The 16,312-nt window shown below is 45.1% G+C and carries 18 protein-coding genes; all 18 read right to left on the minus strand.

What is annotated here, in order from left to right:
* Nucleotide 1: 1 nt before the first annotated feature.
* Complete coding sequence (locus AB5170_RS09800) at nucleotides 2-700, minus strand: LysM peptidoglycan-binding domain-containing protein (protein WP_021652455.1); 699 nt, start codon at nucleotides 698-700, stop codon at nucleotides 2-4.
* Nucleotides 701-709: 9 nt separating this feature from the next.
* Complete coding sequence (locus AB5170_RS09805) at nucleotides 710-5,962, minus strand: phage tail tape measure protein (RefSeq protein WP_368361547.1); 5,253 nt, start codon at nucleotides 5,960-5,962, stop codon at nucleotides 710-712.
* 160 nt (nucleotides 5,963-6,122) lie between these two features.
* A complete protein-coding gene (locus AB5170_RS09810; RefSeq protein ID WP_021652453.1) occupies nucleotides 6,123-6,638 on the minus strand; it encodes a phage XkdN-like protein in 516 nt (171 codons plus the stop codon).
* Between the two features lie 55 nt (nucleotides 6,639-6,693).
* A complete protein-coding gene (locus AB5170_RS09815; protein ID WP_021652452.1) occupies nucleotides 6,694-7,149 on the minus strand; it encodes a hypothetical protein in 456 nt (151 codons plus the stop codon).
* Nucleotides 7,150-7,167: 18 nt separating this feature from the next.
* Nucleotides 7,168-8,577 carry a phage tail sheath subtilisin-like domain-containing protein gene (locus AB5170_RS09820; RefSeq protein ID WP_021652451.1) on the minus strand — a complete coding sequence of 470 codons (1,410 nt, stop codon included), beginning with the start codon at nucleotides 8,575-8,577 and terminating at the stop codon, nucleotides 7,168-7,170.
* A complete protein-coding gene (locus tag AB5170_RS09825) occupies nucleotides 8,578-8,799 on the minus strand; it encodes a hypothetical protein (RefSeq protein ID WP_021652450.1) in 222 nt (73 codons plus the stop codon).
* A gap of 12 nt (nucleotides 8,800-8,811) precedes the next feature.
* On the minus strand, nucleotides 8,812-9,681 hold the full coding sequence (locus AB5170_RS09830) for a hypothetical protein (RefSeq protein ID WP_021652449.1): 870 nt from the start codon (nucleotides 9,679-9,681) through the stop codon (nucleotides 8,812-8,814).
* Nucleotides 9,656-9,958 carry a DUF5026 domain-containing protein gene (locus AB5170_RS09835; protein WP_021652448.1) on the minus strand — a complete coding sequence of 101 codons (303 nt, stop codon included), beginning with the start codon at nucleotides 9,956-9,958 and terminating at the stop codon, nucleotides 9,656-9,658. Before AB5170_RS09835 ends, AB5170_RS09830 begins: the two co-directional genes overlap by 26 nt.
* Nucleotides 9,959-10,336, minus strand: coding sequence for an HK97 gp10 family phage protein (locus AB5170_RS09840; RefSeq protein WP_021652447.1), 378 nt, complete (start codon nucleotides 10,334-10,336; stop codon nucleotides 9,959-9,961).
* Nucleotides 10,333-10,695 (minus strand): hypothetical protein, encoded by a 363-nt coding sequence (locus AB5170_RS09845; protein ID WP_021652446.1) that lies wholly within the window; start codon nucleotides 10,693-10,695, stop codon nucleotides 10,333-10,335. Before AB5170_RS09845 ends, AB5170_RS09840 begins: the two co-directional genes overlap by 4 nt.
* A complete protein-coding gene (locus AB5170_RS09850; RefSeq protein ID WP_021652445.1) occupies nucleotides 10,692-11,135 on the minus strand; it encodes a hypothetical protein in 444 nt (147 codons plus the stop codon). The genes AB5170_RS09845 and AB5170_RS09850 overlap by 4 nt, the downstream gene beginning before the upstream one ends.
* Nucleotides 11,135-11,569 carry a hypothetical protein gene (locus AB5170_RS09855; RefSeq protein WP_021652444.1) on the minus strand — a complete coding sequence of 145 codons (435 nt, stop codon included), beginning with the start codon at nucleotides 11,567-11,569 and terminating at the stop codon, nucleotides 11,135-11,137. The genes AB5170_RS09850 and AB5170_RS09855 overlap by 1 nt, the downstream gene beginning before the upstream one ends.
* Before the next feature lie 11 nt (nucleotides 11,570-11,580).
* Nucleotides 11,581-12,606, minus strand: a complete 1,026-nt coding sequence (locus tag AB5170_RS09860) for a hypothetical protein (RefSeq protein WP_021652443.1) — start codon at nucleotides 12,604-12,606, stop codon at nucleotides 11,581-11,583.
* A gap of 24 nt (nucleotides 12,607-12,630) precedes the next feature.
* Nucleotides 12,631-13,059 (minus strand): hypothetical protein, encoded by a 429-nt coding sequence (locus AB5170_RS09865; protein WP_044962052.1) that lies wholly within the window; start codon nucleotides 13,057-13,059, stop codon nucleotides 12,631-12,633.
* A 17-nt stretch (nucleotides 13,060-13,076) separates the two neighbouring features.
* Nucleotides 13,077-14,255 (minus strand): hypothetical protein, encoded by a 1,179-nt coding sequence (locus AB5170_RS09870; RefSeq protein WP_021652441.1) that lies wholly within the window; start codon nucleotides 14,253-14,255, stop codon nucleotides 13,077-13,079.
* A 64-nt stretch (nucleotides 14,256-14,319) separates the two neighbouring features.
* Nucleotides 14,320-14,811: a Gp49 family protein gene (locus AB5170_RS09875; RefSeq protein ID WP_021652440.1), complete on the minus strand. Its 492-nt coding sequence runs from the start codon at nucleotides 14,809-14,811 to the stop codon at nucleotides 14,320-14,322.
* Nucleotides 14,804-15,265 carry an XkdF-like putative serine protease domain-containing protein gene (locus AB5170_RS09880; protein ID WP_021652439.1) on the minus strand — a complete coding sequence of 154 codons (462 nt, stop codon included), beginning with the start codon at nucleotides 15,263-15,265 and terminating at the stop codon, nucleotides 14,804-14,806. Before AB5170_RS09880 ends, AB5170_RS09875 begins: the two co-directional genes overlap by 8 nt.
* Nucleotides 15,249-16,193 carry a phage minor head protein gene (locus tag AB5170_RS09885; RefSeq protein WP_021652438.1) on the minus strand — a complete coding sequence of 315 codons (945 nt, stop codon included), beginning with the start codon at nucleotides 16,191-16,193 and terminating at the stop codon, nucleotides 15,249-15,251. Before AB5170_RS09885 ends, AB5170_RS09880 begins: the two co-directional genes overlap by 17 nt.
* Nucleotides 16,194-16,312 lie beyond the last annotated feature (119 nt).

The raw sequence follows: 16,312 nt of genomic DNA on the forward strand, positions 1-16,312 counted from the left end.
CTTATGGTAAAGTCAGTACTGTTCCTGGATATATCCAATGTCCATTGTCGCTATTGCGCCGGCCATGTTTCTTAGCAGCCGCTTCAATAACCTTCTTATTGGCATTGTAGATATTTCTCCACTTTGATTCAGTTTTATATTTCTTACGAGATATTCCGCAAAGCGTATCGCCTCGGACAATCCTGTAGGTCTTTTTCTTTTTAGTAGATTTCTTGGTACTTGGCCTAGTGGTTTTCTTTTTCTTTTTAGCTTTTTTCTTAGTCCCCAGTTCCTTTGTTGTATAAATCTTCATCTCGACATATGGAACAAAAGATATCTCGTACGAATAGTCCCCATGCCCGCCAAAAGGCTTATACTCAAAAGATTTGATAGTAACATCTTCATTGATGCCAGCTTCAGAAACCACCAGATTTAACGGTGTCTTTTTTGTCTGCCAGCTTTTCAGCTTGCTGATGCAGGTTTTTGGTGCTATCCATTTCTGGTTTACGGAGGCAAGCTTTTTTCTGCCTGCCCCCCAGAAATATCCTGACCATTTTATGGTCTGGTTTCCCATGCCAGATGGGTAACTCATTTTTCCTTTTCCAAGAATGTTATATTCCTGATATGCTGTTTCTCTTTTTACATCAACATCATCTTTTGGCATCGAAGGGAACTGGAACTTTGATGCCGAATTATGCAATTCTTTTAATATCGCTCCCATGTTCCCTCCTTATGTTGTAACAGGTGTATTCTCATAAGCTTCACTGAGCATTGTTGCAATTTCGCTTCCAAGATCGTCAGCCAGCTCCTTGATGTGAGCTTTAATGAGCCGAATAACATCACTGTCATTTGTATCTGATATATTGAACTGCGGGGAGAGGTTAACCTGTACCACAACGCCAGATTTATCTGACACCACATTCGTTGGTACAGTTTCTTTCTCTGATTTTTCGGAATCTTGCGAACTGGAATCTGTGTCGAAATAAGGTGTCGTATTTGATACTTCTTTTCCAACAATTCCTCCGCTCGCATGCGCTGATATCTCATCATCAGGACCAAGAACTCCCAGTGTCCGTCCTGCGGATTTCCACAATTCAATACCTCTCTGTCGTCTGGCCGGCACCGTAGGAATGATATACTCCAATCCTTCCTCACCTACCCACGACAGCTCAGCTCCATTCAGTCCGACTTCACCGCCCGAAGCGTGCCCAGCTATAGTAGCCGATACAGATGATCCGCTACTTGAAGTGGAAATGCTAGCTGATGGATTCGTGATATGCCAGTTCAGCGTAACTGCAACATCTGCAGAGGCTGTGAAGCCCTGTGCGAATGTGCTTTGTACCTGTCCGGCGCATTCCGAATATATAGCTGCTGCATTATTCGTCTGGTCCAGTGTGACATCTACATGTCCGTCTGCTGGAATTGTCTCCGAGAAAGCAGATACCACATCAGCTGTTGCAAGAGAATAAATCTCGGCCGCATTATTGGACTGATCTAACGTGATGCTCGCATGACCATTGGCCGGAACATCACTTACTGCGCTCTCAATATCTGCTGTTACCTGCTCCACAACGCCAGAAGTGTCTGTTGTCGTGCCTGAGAAGGTAACATTTGCACTGCCTTCAACTGGTACATCTCCTACAGCACCTTGTGCATCTTCTTCCGCCTGCGCCTGCATTCCGGATGTATCGGTCGTTGTATTTGTGACATTTACATTTGCAGATGCTTCCTGCTCAATAGGCTCTGTTTCCGTTTCATCTGCTGCCTGTTCGGTTGCAGACTGCATGCCAGATGTATCCACCGTTACCAGTTCTGATGGGATAGTAACAGATGCGCCTGCCTGCACTTCAATTCCATTTGCCGCAAGTGTCCCGGATTCCATGCCGAGAGCTGCCTCAATCTGAGCCGCCGCTGTATCGGAATCCACTTCTACATCTGCCAGATCAACTTTGACTCCTTCTGCTGTCACAGACATTTCTGCTCCTTCTGCATCCAGAGCTGACATAGCCTGCTCGATAGCAGCCTGAGCCTTGTCTCCGTCAACTTCTGCAGTCAACGTATCCATGGAAATAGTCAGTTCCTGGTCTGGATGAATAACATACGGGCTTTCGATACCGTTCTGTTCTGCAATGGTCTGCCAGTCAATTCCAAGAGCGTTGCCAATTTCCCACAGGCAATCGCCTTGATCAACCTTAATCTTTACATGATCAGCGGTAACCTCCTGTGTTTCACCCAAGTCACCAAGAGCTTCATTCAGCTTTGAAGTCCATGCATCTTTGTCAATATCAACATCTCCATCAACAGAAGCTTTCAGTCCTTCAAGTGTCACATCATCAGTTGTGGTCTCTGCCGCCGCCCTGTCAATCGCTTCTGCAAGTTCAGGAGGCAACTGACTGCGGACCGTTTCATACATTGGATTGCTCGGATCCGTAAGTGATGCTTTTAATTCATCACTTCCATTCTTCCAGATCTGATTAGCATAGTTCTGCCACGTTGCAGACGTATCGCCAGCAGCTGCTCCAACCTCAATAGCATCATTAAATGAATCCATAAGGCTTTGTGGAACTGCTTTTCCCGCTTCCCGGTAATCGTCAATTAAGCCCTGCATCTGTGTTACATCAGGTTTCATGCTCTCGTACATGGTACTCAAGGCATTCTGTGTAGCATCAGTTGTAATTCCTAATGTTTTTCCATTGCCAAGTTCGTTGAACCCGTACATCAATGCGCTGGTCATAGCAGATGTATCTCCGCTCTCTAATTGTTTCTGTGCTGAATCAATAGAAAACTGCGTATTTTCCGCAAGGCTCTGCCTGTTGCTCTGAATCTTCTCAGCATATGCAGAATTCAAAGTGTTCGAACCAAGCTGTAAGCTCTTCGACAACTCATTTCCTTCCTGCCCTTTTACATACCAACCGGTCATTTCGTGATACTGCTTATTCTGAGCAGATGTGATTCTTCCGGCTGATTCCATCGAGTTAAGCTCTGAATACCACTGCTCAACATCTGCCTGTACGCTTTCCTTTGCCGATTGCCTCTGATCTCTCATTGCTCCCAGTAAGTCAGTGAATGAGCCACTTTCCAGATCAGCTGCATTCAAGCTCCCGTATTCCTGATTTATCCAGTCCCATTTTGCCTGTGCTTCCGATTCCTTCCACCGGGCAGTTATGCTGTTCATTTTTTCCTGCAAAGCACTGATGGCGCCTTCTTCATCTGCATCTATGATTCCATCTTTCAGTGCCTCAGAGACCTTTTGTGATAACTGGCTAGATAATCCATCCAATTCAACATAATCCGCTGTAGCCCATTTCTCGATGTTCTGGGCTAATGTCTGTCCCTCTTCCGTACCTCCGAGATACGTCTGAACGTGGATATGCGCTGCAAACGTCCGGCTTTCCAGTTCTTCAATCTTGCTCTTAACAAAAGTTTCGATATTACTTGTATAATCTTCCTGTTCTTCTGTCGTAAGTTTAATACCAACTCTGCTCTTAAACTCCAGAACGTCATTGGATTCCAGCGCCTTCTGGGCATCTTCTCGAAGCTTATCAGCGTTCTTTACCTCATTTAAGGCAACTTCCACATTGGCCAGGTACTTCTGATCAAGAATTCCAGAAGCAATGTCCTGCACTTCCTGAGCTGATAATTTGATGTTTCCAAAATGTTCTTCCAGATTACTGCTCAAAGCTTTCTGGTTATAGTTGTCTACTGCAACACCAATTCCAACTACTGCCGCTGTTACTGCCGCTGCCGCAAGTCCGAATTTCGCCGCTGTCGGAACCATTGCTCCCAGATCACTTATGAACGCTCCAACACTTGGCGCTGTCTGTGCTGCAAGTCCAATGCTTTTAATAGCATTTCCGATAGGCTGTAAGGTGGTCGCAATATTCTTTGCATTTCCAAGAATCCCAGTTGCTCCTTTAGCGATCAGCATAGAGCTGAGCACAGAAGAAAGGCCTGCTTTCTTTCCTCCCGGAAGAATAGCGGACGCGCTAGAGAATAATGTTCCGAGGCCGGAAGAAATCAGATGTTTCCCATCTCCGCTAATCCAGTCGGCAAAAGGCTGACCGATAAGAGTATCCCATGCAATATCCATCTTTCCGAACATATCCGCATTCTGCCACTCATCAGATGCCGTCATGGTCCCGATAACTGTCTTCATGTGTGCTGCTTTTTTGTCCACAGTGTCCATAAAATCATTCAGAGCAACAGTCACAGCCGGCATTGCGTCCGTAATGGAATCAACGAATCCTCTGACATAAGGAGTAAGTCTCTGTCCAAAACTGTTCTGAGTGCCCTCTACAGCCGACTGCATAAGAGTCATAGAGCCTGCCAGGTTGTCCAACATGGTGTCAGCCATATCCTGTGCTGCATCTTTTGAATTTCCGATAGCATTGGAAAGATCGTTATAATCCTGTTCTGAAGCATTGATGATAGCAAGCATACCGCTCATAGCTTCTTTTCCGAAAATGGTGGATGCTGCCGCTGTCTGTTCAGTTTCAGAAAGACCTCCTAAACTGCTTCGCAAATTATCCATGACACCTTTCAGTGTTTTCATGTTTCCCGAGCCGTCGGTCAGGCTAATACCATATTTGTCCATAGCCTCTGCCATGCTGTTAGTTGGTGCTGCCATGTTAGCCAGGGACGTCTTTAAAGCTGTACCGGCCATGCTTCCTTTAATTGAACTGTTAGCCATAAGCCCTAATGCCAAAGAAGTATCTTCGACGCTATATTTCATGGCTCCTGCTACCGGCGCAACATATTTGAATGATTCGCCTAGCATGCCTACGTTTGTATTCGAACTAGCAGACGCCTTTGCAAGGACATCCGAGAAATGTCCGGCATCTTTTGCTTTCAGTCCAAAAGCTGTCAAAGCATCTGTAACAATATCCGAGGTGCTTGCCAGGTCTTCGCCGGAAGCTGCTGCCAGACTCATAATACCGGATATACCAGCAGTCATTTGCTCTGGTTTCCAGCCTGCCATAGCCATGTAATTAAATGCCTGAGCTGCTTCAGTAGCGGTAAACTTCGTAGTTGCACCCATTTCCTGTGCTTTTGCGGTCAGATCATCAAACTCTTTCCCTGTAGCGCCAGATATAGCCTGGACCTGCGACATCATACTCTCAAACCCTTTGTATGTATTCACAGTATCAGCCAGTCCTGCGCTCACTCCAAGGAATGTTGCGCCCTGTGCTATTGGATTCTTTGCAGCATTTAAAACCGCTCCCATTGGAGCAGTAGCAGCATCTACTATACTCATAGTTGCCGTAAAAACGCTTCCGTCCCAGGCTTTTGCTTTGTCCCTCACATCGTCGATGATCGGACTTGCATTATCATCTGCCCCCAGTTCCGCTGTCCCGGAAGTTCCATCGAATGTGGTCACTGCATCTTCGGCACTTCGGATTATCTCCGTGGCTGTATCATCAGCTTCCACTGAGGCCACAGCCACTTCACCATTCAAGGCGGCCAGTGCATCCTCCACATCCATAATCTGCATCGTAGCATTGTCGTCCGCAGTAAGCTCTACTACCGCTTCATTTCCGTTTAGAACAGACAGTGAATCTCCAACACTATTTACCACCCCGGTGGCATTATCATCTGCCCCCAGTTCTACGTCAGCACTTGCTCCGTCAAGGGTTGCTGCTGCATCCTCGACACCAGATATTTCAGCGGTAGCATTGTCGTTTGCACCTATCTCAATATCTGCAGATATTCCTCCTACTCTTTCAGCCGCATCTTCGACTCTTGAAAGAACCGGAGTGGCATTGTCATCTACTGAAACTTCAATAGAATGCTCACGTCCAAGCGTTCGATCTACTCGCTCTGCTGTTTGTTCAATCCCTCTGGTTTTGAATCCAGATGACAGGATCCGATTTACCTTCTGGGCGGCAGTGGCTAGGGTGTTCATCTTATTCGTAATATTTGATAGGCCAGGGTCTGTATTATCATTCACAGATACAGGAATCTCAATTCTAATTGTTTCTCCCATTTACCATGTCACCCCTTTTTCGTATTCGCCTCGATCCATAGCCTGGTTGAAGCAAAAAGAAAAGCCCTCTCTCCAGAGGGCAGACTCATTACTTCACTTGGCAATAAACCTTGGCGTTGAAATATGTGGTGGAGTAATGTTGACTTCCCACCGGCCATAATCAGTTTTTTGCAGTTTCAGCCTTCAATTCTTCATTATTGAATCCATTGACATCATCAATGATATCCATAATGCGGTCTTTTTCTCCCGGAAGAAGAACAGCATCGATTACATCAAGGGCATTGATAATGCAGATGCCTTTTGCTTCCAGGCCTTTTTTGACAGCAGGATTATCCCACAGTTTGGCCTGATCTTCTTCCGTAGTGGAGTTGTAAATCAGAGAAGCTCTATACTTTGGCAGATCCAGCTCGTCTGCAACCCGGATGCCCTGGCGGCGATTCTTTGTATATTTTGTGTATTTTTTCCGGATATCTTTTAACATTTCATCGGACAACGAATGAATTCTGAAGGAGAAATACTTTCGTTCATTACGGATGATATCGATCTTCTTAATATCATTTGCTGCATTATCAGCTGCTGCCAACAATCCTTCCAGATAATCCTCTTCATTTTTAATAATCATGTCTTCCTTCTCTTCCTCGGTTAATTCCGGATCCATAAAGTCTTTATTTGCCATTTCTTTTCCTCCTGTTAAAAACGAGGGGCTGATGTCCAGCCCCTCTTAATAGAAATCAGATTGTCAGTTTGCTCTTATTCTCAACCTTGCCATTGCAGTGCAGGGCAAAAGATCTTTTCAGCACATCGCCTGTAGCTACGTTCTGGATATCGCTGTCTCCGGAAAGGATACACTCTCTGTAGGTCACACGTTCCTGTGATCCATTTCTTCCTTCGATAACTCCTGTAAACATCAGAACAGGAGATTCTCCGTTTGCAATAGCATTGATAACCGCATTAAACAGCTCACCATCAAGAACTACGATTTCGGAAATGTTTACGGTAACGCCCACAGTTCCGTTGACCTCAAGCTCTCTGTTCTGGCCAAGAGGTGCGTATTTGTAGTTGTTAAAGGAACCTTTTGTAGTAAAACTTTCAACCTGTGCAAATGGTTTTCCAGCAGAGTTATAAAGCATCGCATCTTTGCCAGATCTGCTGTGTCTGGCATCGGTAGCTGCACTCTTATTCAGCATTATTTATTCCCCCTTTTCTTATTCACCAGATGCAGCAACAATAGTGCTGAACTGGAAGTAGTAATTCAGATAGATGTGCTCTGCAGAATCCAGATCGATCACTTCGATGTCAAACCCACAGGTGTCTCCATCGGTAGTAACAGTTGTAGATTCAGTTACATTGCCGTACTGGATCTTTCCTTCTGCCTCCATGGCATTGCAGATACCCTGGATAGCTGCCATGATAGTGGCTCTTCCGTTTGTATCGTTATCAACCTTTCCAACCAGTGCGTCAGCTGCTGCATTTGCTCTGTTCAGAAGTTCATAACGAGTTTTGGTTCTACGGATTTTCTTCCATCCGCTGTCGTGGTTGGCATCCGGATGAACCAAGGTATTAACACCATTGTCAATCCATACAGCCCCATCAGAAGCCGTAGAGAGGACCAGGCAGCCTTTTTCTTCAGCTACTTCCATCTCTGTATTTGTAAGGATTTCATTCAGAACGCTATATCTGCTAAGAGTTGCGTGTGTCACGGACTGGTTCGCAGGAGTCGCAGCTACGATACCCGCGATATACGCAGCCACCTGATATCCTTTCAGCTCTTCATTGCCGGCATTAGCATTTGCATTCAGCGGTGCAATTACGTTTTCAGTATCGAAACTGGAGATTGATGTCATTCTGTCTTCCAGTGAAGAGGAAGGTTTTGGGGCAACGATTGCCATTGCGAAAGAGCCTGCCAGATAAATTCTGTCAAGCCATGCTGCTACCAATGCATGGACAGCGGCATCTTCTGTATCAACACAAATGGTATTGATGTAGTATTTTTCCACTTCTTTTAATCCGACACTGTAGTCTGCGGTTGTCACTGTCGGCTCTGCGCCATCTGTGAAAGCGGACTGGCTAACCGCCGTAACAGTTCCTGATGCATCAGTAATATCGACTACAAAGTTCTTTGAGGAAGCGAATGCTTCTTTCAATGCAGTAGCCTCTTCTGTTCCTGCTGCAAATGTTACTTTTTCGAACTCAGAGCCATCCAGATATACGATGCACTCTTTCTTTGAGGAATCGCCAAGCTTCTCTCTGATTGTTGCTGTGAATTTTGCACCACTTGGGTATTTTGTTGAGAGCTTTGCCTTTCCAGTTGCACAAGCAAGAGAGGCACTGCCAACTGTACCGCCGTTTCCTATTCTAACAGCGATAAGTTTGTCAGCGCCTCCAAAGAACGTTTCTCTTAATGCATCTGTGGTGCCGCCGGTGCCAAAGGTTTTTTCATATCCTTCAGATGCCGGAAGAACTGTAGCTTTTCCAAGTGGCCCAATCGAAGACCTGAAAAGCACTGCTACAATACCATCAATTGCTCCAAAGTTTGTTTCATCCCCTCTTTTCTGCACATTGAAGTATGCACCGGAACGGATTTTGTTTTCTCCAAGAGAAAAATAACCTGCCATTTATTTGACCTCCTTTTTCATGAATCTATCGATGATCTGTTTCGCTTCCGCAACAGTCATTCCTGTTTTTTTACAACCCTTAAAGGCTGCTACTGCACATTCGTGAGGAACTCCAAATACTTTTGCGCTTGCATTTTCAAGTTCCTGGATGGTGTACTTGTCAGCGGACGGCTGTACTGTTTGTGTCGCAGCCGGTGTCTTCTTGATATCTTTTTCTGCCATTACTTACTCCTTTCATGTAAGATCGTTGATTGTTACGCCTGATATACCAGGCTGCTTAAATGCGTCTTTTAAGCACGCATAATACCCTGTCAGAGACATCTGCCCCTCTCTAAGGTAATCAGCATTGTTGTTCATTTTCAGAGCTTTCACGACCATTGGGGAATCATCAAGCATGATGATCTCTTCATCCTTCGCTAAGCTCTGGTGAAGTGCGGCCATCATCTTCAACCGCAATGACGGTTTCGGGCACAGGAGATGCACTGAAATAACTGCATTGAACCACGACAGGCTACTCCTGCAATGCCCATCTGTGCTGTCAATTGATTTCAGTCCAGAATAGAAAACAGGAGTATCTGCCGGAATGGTGTATTCTGATAACTCATCAATTCCAAAAACTATGCATTCTGGGAAAAGATTCTTAATATACCTGTTCAACGCCATAACAGGATCTGGATCCGTAGTTTCCTGTGCGGGGTATTCCAGAATATCGAACACAATTTCTTTGCACAGCACTGCGTTTCCTTCCAGGATGTAAGGTTCGCTTCTGGCCCATGCAAAGCACATAGGCGCCTCCCCTTCTGGTTTCATCACCACGTCCTGAAGACAATTCCTGATAGTAACTTCCATCTTCTCTACTTCAAGCGAATCCATGATGTCGTACAATGCGACAGTAAGCTGGCCAGATGAAGACCGCTTTGTATCCACCTGTTTGTTGAAGACATAAGAAATCCTCGGATACTGGCTTTTCCCATTCCATCCCTCCTGCTGATCAGGAGGAAACTCTGTGTTAAAGATGGCCGGCTTATCTGCGTACTTGGCCAGAGTTCCGTTCAGAATGTTGTCCTGAGATAACCTTCTATACAGCAACTGATTCAGATCCATCTTCTACACTCCCTTCATACACGTTCACCGTTTCCATTCCGTCAGAAGAATATCTGATAGTCCACAGTCCTTTTTCAATAGCCTCGGCCTGAATCACGAAATGATTCTGGATATTCTGTGTTTCTGGAAGGAATAAAACTGTGATGGTGTCAACAGTCGCTTCTGTCACTATTCCAGACTGCGCTTTATCCCAGGTTTTATTTTTTGCCGAGATAAGAGATCCTCTTCCGATTTCAGCAAGATTTATAACTTTCTTTGTTTCTTTAGTCAGTAACATTTACCCTCCTAACTCCGAGAACAATGCCAGAATCTCCGGCATTGCAGTTTCTTTGATTTTTTCAACATAAGGACGGGGTGCCATTTTGCTTGTTCCATGTTCCAGGTATCCCGAGTAGTGCATTCCAGATTGGATTCCGAATATGCCATTTCCTCCACCGCCAGAACTGTACATATTCCAGTTTCTTCTCAGATTTCCACTCCTTACACCAGGTGGACTTCCGGGAGCTGAAGGACTTGGATTGGCCAATACCGTAAGAGCGGCGTTCCTGAGTTCATTGGCACCCTGCATCATCTTTGCATCAACCTGTCGTTTGGTTTGCTCTATGCGGTTCTTTACTTCTTCCTGTACAGCTGCCGCTGCTGCCTCCGGACTCATTTCAGATCATTCCTTTCTTCAAGATAGGCAATGCCGGCAAACCCAAGGTCTCCGGCATTATCAACAGCAAGAACTAAATATGCTTTTTCCTCATATGCAAGAATATCTGACTTTTTGAGATCACATCTTCCAGATACCACAAGGGTATGCGTCAGGGAATGCAGTTTCTGGTCCCATAGGTGTTTTGTCAGCTCCCTCTCATTCGAAGTCGCCTGTGCAAGAATTCCATCCACTATAGTTCCCATATCTTCATATGAGTTCTTTGCATATCCATCTACATTGTCCGCATGCATCTTCAATACCCGGAAGCTCTTCCAGAGATTCCCCGGACGAAGGTACATTGCGTTTCCGAACATCATATGTCTTCCCCCTCTGTTTCCTCATGCGACATCATTCCGGCATAAAAATAAGGCGGTGTTATCCGCCCTGTTTCTGGATTTTCCGCCAACGGAAGAATTGCTTCGGCCGAAGCTGCACTGGCTTTCAAGTCTTTTTTCAGATCCTCATACATCTCTTTCCATAGTTTGGCCCGTTCCCCCATGGATAAGGAGAGTGGACCAACCTTTGTATCGGGTTCAAATGCAAACTTCCGCATAATGCTTTCAAGGCAACGAAGTTTTGCTTTTTTCCATTGTCTCGCCGTCGGAACCTTTTCCGGAATCACCGCATTGTATTCCTCATCACAGAGCGCACAAGTCTTTTCTTTTCCCTCGACCATTACATCTCCGAGTTCAAAACGCATACGGTCTTTTCCGTATTTAGCAATATTCTCCGGTTCGTACTGATATGTTCCAGGCATCAGGCATCACCTGCGCTTTCCTCCAGTTCCCCAAGGTTCTTCGCCTTAGTTTCAGCTTCTTTCTTTACAGCAGTTCTCGAATCTACTGCATTCAGAAAGATAAGCACTGTATTATCCTCTACAGTGTCTCTAATATGAGCTACAGCATCCTTCTGGTTCATCTGCATAGTTTTTACTGCTTCTTGAAGCTGAGGCTCTGTAACGTCCAAATCGAAGCCCTTATCTCCTTTTACGATTTCGATTTTGAAGAATACTTCTCCGACTGATGCCACGCATTCCTCAAGTGTTTCAACCGGAATACCGTCACGAATCACAGTCAGCACTCCCATTTTTTCAAGAGCTACCGGATCAGTGACTGCTTCGGCCGGGATTTTCTCTCCGATGAAGTATCGTTTTCCGCTCAGAGTGCATGGTTTATTTGCAACAAGCTTCATATGGCACCTCCTTAGACTGCAGATTTGTAGAATCTCGCCAGATCATCGGATGTCTTATGCATATCTGTTGCCATAAGTCCTTCCACGTATTCTGTATGTGTTCCATTCTCGCCAAGATAGTTCAGAATCGGAAGTATCTGTCCATTTCCAAGCATATCCCATGTAAAGATGTAACCGGCAGACGGTTCATCAATGCTTGGTGCGTTTGTGGCATAGGCAAGAAGGAATGCATCCGGATCTCCGATGTACTGCATGTTTTCATCTTCTCCCATGCCGGCATTGTTCATGATGGATTTAAGCACCACGATCTTTTCTACTCCGAAGAGCTGTGCCAGAACGTTTTCTGTTACAGACGCTGGGTTTGCAGTGCTTCCACCATATTTAACCCTTTCAAGGATTGCCGGATGCACCTTCAGGGCATTGAATACATTGATACCAAGGCCGAGGCGGTTCGGCATGCGTCCTGTCTGCTGGTTCATGCTTGTCTTCTCGCTATCGATAAATGCAATAGGATCAGAGTTTGCATTGCTGAATTTAATGAACTGGTTTGTGCTTGGAGAGGTATTGTCTACTCCTTCAAGTTCATTCTTCCATGCGCCGGCTTTGAAGTAGCTTTCCGCAAACAGACGATCTTGATGGATATTTGCCTGTTCTGCAATGGTTTTTACTCTCTGCTGTTTAGGCTGCATTGTGGTTGGTCCCTGTCTTCTACTGAGATCGGTCTGGCGAATCTGATCAATTCCCATGATCATCTGGTCTACCTGGCATACATAAGGTTTCATGCTCTCGCCTACTACTGTAGGATCAACTTTTCCATAAGCAGGTTTTCTGCTCCAGTTATCTCTCAGAAGATCTTCCTTGCTGAACTCATAGTAGTTGTCAGAAGAAAGACTTACCGGACAGGTTGGGAAAAGAGCCTTTGCGAAGTAGTTAGCTGCATTCTGGTAATATGCCAGAGCCATGTTTGTAAGTGCTGTGTGAGGTCTGAATGCGCCTTTTGCGATTTCAGACTGGATTCCTGCTGCTGTGTTTCTCATTAATATTATCCTCCTTTATCAAGATTATGCTTTTGCCTTCTGGTATTTAGAAAGCTGCAGTCTGCTGTAGCCTCCAGCAGATACATTGTTAAGAGCTACCCCGATCACGTAATCACCAGCTGCCGCAACTGCCGCTTTTCCTCCGGTGGTCGCAGTAACCTCCTGCCCTTTCTTGATCTCAGCGGAAGCAATGACGAATCCGATGTCCTTAATCAGGATATCAACGTCTTCACCCTTCTTAACCATTCCAGCTTCTACACCGGAAATGTCATTGTATCCACTTTCGATAATAGAAACGCCAAGCAGAGGTGCTGTGCCATCGGCAGCGACAACCACATTACCATCAGTATCGTATTTCAAAATAAGGTTACGGATGTCAGCAACATCTGCTCCTGCCTTTTCGGAAATAGTTGGTGACTGGTTGATCTGTGTTCCATTAAAATTTTTACCCATTATCATTCGCCTCCTTCTTAGTATCCGGCTTCGTCTTCATACTCAGCCATAAGCTCTGGATGTGCTTCCCAGGCTTTTGCCAGCGCCATGTTATATGGCATGGAAGGATCTTTTTCAATCAATCCCTTTGCAATCGCATCGATTTTTCCTTCTGCTGCAGACTTCTTGACTGCTGCAGTTCCGCCAGAGAATGATTTTCCGATTTCTCCAAATACGCCAGAGTTGTTGACCATTGCCACATTTCTGTCGAGAAGGCTGATCATATCATTGTAGGCAGTTCCACCTGCACTTTTCAGTGTTTTCAAGGACTTAGCCAGTTCTTCCGGTTTTTCTCCAAGAACTTCGTACTTTTTAGCAACTGCATAAAGTTCTCTGTCTTCCGCTTCTTCCGCTCTTTTCTCGAGAGCTTCCAGTTTTTCTCTCACAAGAGGATGCAGTCCTTTGTAAATATCATCGTCAGCATTCTGTTCTGGCGGTGCAAAAGATTTCTTTGTATCTGTTTTCTTTTCAGCTCCATCATCATCGAGAACGTCTGGGTTTTCCTCTTTTTCGCTTTTCTGCGGTGCTTTCTTCTCGATAGACGGCTCCTCGTTTGTCTCTACGGCAAACTTTTTGATAAGTTCATCATATGTCGCTCTTTCCTCAGCAGACATTTTTGACTTGTCGATTTTAATCATGTCTTCCAATTCTCCTTTCGTTTCTACGGATTTCTGAATGATTTCCTCCAGATTGCTATGCGCTTTCATCACCATAGGAAGATCTGTTTCGTCAGGCGCATCCAGATTCTTTTTGATTTTTGCAGATGTTCCCCCAGCCCATCCGGGAATGTATTCCTTCATAGCTGTAGCGAACTGTTCAATGCTTGTATCCATTGCACTCTGCTTCCCGCTGCTGTCCAGTTCTGGGTCGCACAGGATTGAATTAAGTGAATTCTGCAGGGCGTAACATACAGACCAGATTTCATCCCGGATTGCGTCCATGCTCACAGCGTTGATCTGTTCATCAAATGTCGTGGCTGATTTCTGCACCTCTCCGCTGATCCAGTTCAGGAATCGTTTAAATAGTCCGATTTCCGGGTCTGATGTTTCCTCTGCTTTATTCTTGCCTTTCAGCAGTTTGATATCAGCTCTCTGATTTGCGCCTTCATCAACGAAATCTACTTTACCTACTTCCAGGCCTTTCAGTTTTGTTGCCACAATGCTTCCTCCTTTCGCTTTTATTTATCAAAAAAGCGCCCTTTTGGACGCCTATTGATCACATTTATTTAATTCCATGCCACGCTGTCTGAAGCAGAAATCCTAAAAGATACCAGATCTTATCCTTTATCTTCTTCATGCAGATTTCTTCTCCGAGCTTCTGGTCATAATTCCGAGCATCTACACATGCAGATGTTTCAATGATCTCAAAACCATTTCGAAGCACGCAACGAACCATTGTTGTCTTATAGCCTACGGTACTGGTTTCAATATAGCTGATAAAATCATTCACCATGTGTTCTCCTATTGATACGCCAGATATCAGTTTCGGATTCTCCTGAACCTGCATATAAGACTGCTCGAACACATCTTTCGGAGACCAACTAATGTATCCATCCGGATATTTAACTACATATCCCGGATTGCCATCATCTGAACCTCCAAATCTTTTTCTTGCTTCTTCAATGGTATCGCAGGCACCTGTTTTTAATGCCTGTGCTTCTGCAAGAGTTGCTTTTTCTGCCTCAATAAGTTTTGTTCCAATATACTTATTCATTGTTTACTTCTACCCTTTCTGCTTCCCCTTCAATGGAGAACATGCTGTAAGTTCCATCTTTTACTTTCTCCCAAACATCCGCATCTGTAACCTGGAATCCAATCCACCAGCCAACAGGGAGTGTACCTTCCGGGATTCCCATTGCCGCCATCTTCTCTTCCGTAAATACAACACTCTCGATCAGATAAGCAACCCCGCCTCTTTCGTGCATCTCTCCACCTTCCCGGTAGAGATCAACGAACTTGTAAGCCGCACTTTCAAGTTCATCAGGCTCTATGATGTCGCCCTGCCAGTCTTCCAGAGTTTCTCCATTCTCAGCAATGGCAACACTGGCCCAGCCGAATGCCTGCATTTTTTCATTATTTGTCTTCTTTACCTGGAACTTTCTTTTTGTTACCTCCGGCTTATTGTCCGGTTCGTCCCTTATTTTCATTATTTCATTGAATGTTTTCATATTTCACCCTCACATACTTCACCGCACATTTACAGCGCGGGTGTAATGGTGGAATAGACGTTGTAATCTCTCTCCTTCCGGATACTGTTTCGAATTCATCATCCATTCCTATCTTAGTGCCTTCAAGAGCTGCACATGATGCACACACATGACCGTCCAAAGCTGTTGACCACTCTTTTTCCATCTCCGGAAGGTTCCCTGCCGTTACCGCTTCCCTCACAAAGGCATCTGCGCCACGGTTGTAGGCTTGTGCTATTTCCGATCTGACTATAGTTTCTGCTCTATACCGTTGCTGTCTTTCTGCATATTTCGAAGCAGCTTCTCTCGCTTTCCGCTCGATTGACTCAGGTTTCATTCTTGGATGATCTGTTGTCAGCCTTTCCTTGATGGAGTTGTAATATTTGAGATTCGCCGCAGCCTGTCTCTCTGTCAGTCCTATTGTTGGCCGGATATATCTTGCCGTTTCAGCACTGCTCATATTAAGAGATTCAGCTTCAGCGATCAGATACCGAATTGCGCTCACCTGCTCATTACAACAATTTGTTATCAAATCTCCCGTATGATCAACAATCCAGCTTCGAACCCAGCTCTCAGAGCTTATTACATCTTCTGCTCCACAAAAGAGAGAATTGTTTTTCCACCCTTCAAGAAACGCCTGTTCCCATACAGGTGTCATTCTTTCTGACAGCATCTTCGAATAATCCTGGAACCATATATCAAAAAGACTTTCCGGATCTGTTTCTCCTATTACGATTTCTCGCAGTTCTCTGTACAGCATGACTGCTGCCTGATCCTGCCAGAATCGAACAAGCCATCTTACTGGTTCATCAATATTTCCCTCGAGATAGGCATCAAGTGCATCCAGTACTCTCTGTGATTCTTCGCTTTTTTTAACAGTCCTTGATCGTGGCCGTATTTTTCGCATCATCAAATCACCTGCCTAACCTTTTCTTGGCTTCCTCAGCATCTTGATTCTCTTCCGGATCCACCTCTGGTTCATCAGGTTCGTTTGCTGTCTTTTCTGGTGCTCTGCGCTGTGCTTCTCGC

Source organism: Ruminococcus sp. RTP21484sp1_RTP21281st1_A8_RTP21281_210402, assembly GCF_040914025.1.
In the GTDB taxonomy this organism is placed as follows: domain Bacteria; phylum Bacillota; class Clostridia; order Lachnospirales; family Lachnospiraceae; genus Blautia_A; species Blautia_A faecis.

Excerpts from the sequence above, each read along its gene's own strand:
- AB5170_RS09800 (WP_021652455.1), bottom strand. The coding sequence starts at position 700 with ATGGGAGCGATATTAAAAGAATTGCATAATTCGGCATCAAAGTTCCAG.
- AB5170_RS09805 (WP_368361547.1), bottom strand. The coding sequence starts at position 5,962 with ATGGGAGAAACAATTAGAATTGAGATTCCTGTATCTGTGAATGATAAT.
- AB5170_RS09810 (WP_021652453.1), bottom strand. The coding sequence starts at position 6,638 with ATGGCAAATAAAGACTTTATGGATCCGGAATTAACCGAGGAAGAGAAG.
- AB5170_RS09815 (WP_021652452.1), bottom strand. The coding sequence starts at position 7,149 with ATGCTGAATAAGAGTGCAGCTACCGATGCCAGACACAGCAGATCTGGC.
- AB5170_RS09820 (WP_021652451.1), bottom strand. The coding sequence starts at position 8,577 with ATGGCAGGTTATTTTTCTCTTGGAGAAAACAAAATCCGTTCCGGTGCA.
- AB5170_RS09825 (WP_021652450.1), bottom strand. The coding sequence starts at position 8,799 with ATGGCAGAAAAAGATATCAAGAAGACACCGGCTGCGACACAAACAGTA.
- AB5170_RS09830 (WP_021652449.1), bottom strand. The coding sequence starts at position 9,681 with ATGGATCTGAATCAGTTGCTGTATAGAAGGTTATCTCAGGACAACATT.
- AB5170_RS09835 (WP_021652448.1), bottom strand. The coding sequence starts at position 9,958 with ATGTTACTGACTAAAGAAACAAAGAAAGTTATAAATCTTGCTGAAATC.
- AB5170_RS09840 (WP_021652447.1), bottom strand. The coding sequence starts at position 10,336 with ATGAGTCCGGAGGCAGCAGCGGCAGCTGTACAGGAAGAAGTAAAGAAC.
- AB5170_RS09845 (WP_021652446.1), bottom strand. The coding sequence starts at position 10,695 with ATGATGTTCGGAAACGCAATGTACCTTCGTCCGGGGAATCTCTGGAAG.
- AB5170_RS09850 (WP_021652445.1), bottom strand. The coding sequence starts at position 11,135 with ATGCCTGGAACATATCAGTACGAACCGGAGAATATTGCTAAATACGGA.
- AB5170_RS09855 (WP_021652444.1), bottom strand. The coding sequence starts at position 11,569 with ATGAAGCTTGTTGCAAATAAACCATGCACTCTGAGCGGAAAACGATAC.
- AB5170_RS09860 (WP_021652443.1), bottom strand. The coding sequence starts at position 12,606 with ATGAGAAACACAGCAGCAGGAATCCAGTCTGAAATCGCAAAAGGCGCA.
- AB5170_RS09865 (WP_044962052.1), bottom strand. The coding sequence starts at position 13,059 with ATGGGTAAAAATTTTAATGGAACACAGATCAACCAGTCACCAACTATT.
- AB5170_RS09875 (WP_021652440.1), bottom strand. The coding sequence starts at position 14,811 with ATGAATAAGTATATTGGAACAAAACTTATTGAGGCAGAAAAAGCAACT.
- AB5170_RS09880 (WP_021652439.1), bottom strand. The coding sequence starts at position 15,265 with ATGAAAACATTCAATGAAATAATGAAAATAAGGGACGAACCGGACAAT.
- AB5170_RS09885 (WP_021652438.1), bottom strand. The coding sequence starts at position 16,193 with ATGATGCGAAAAATACGGCCACGATCAAGGACTGTTAAAAAAAGCGAA.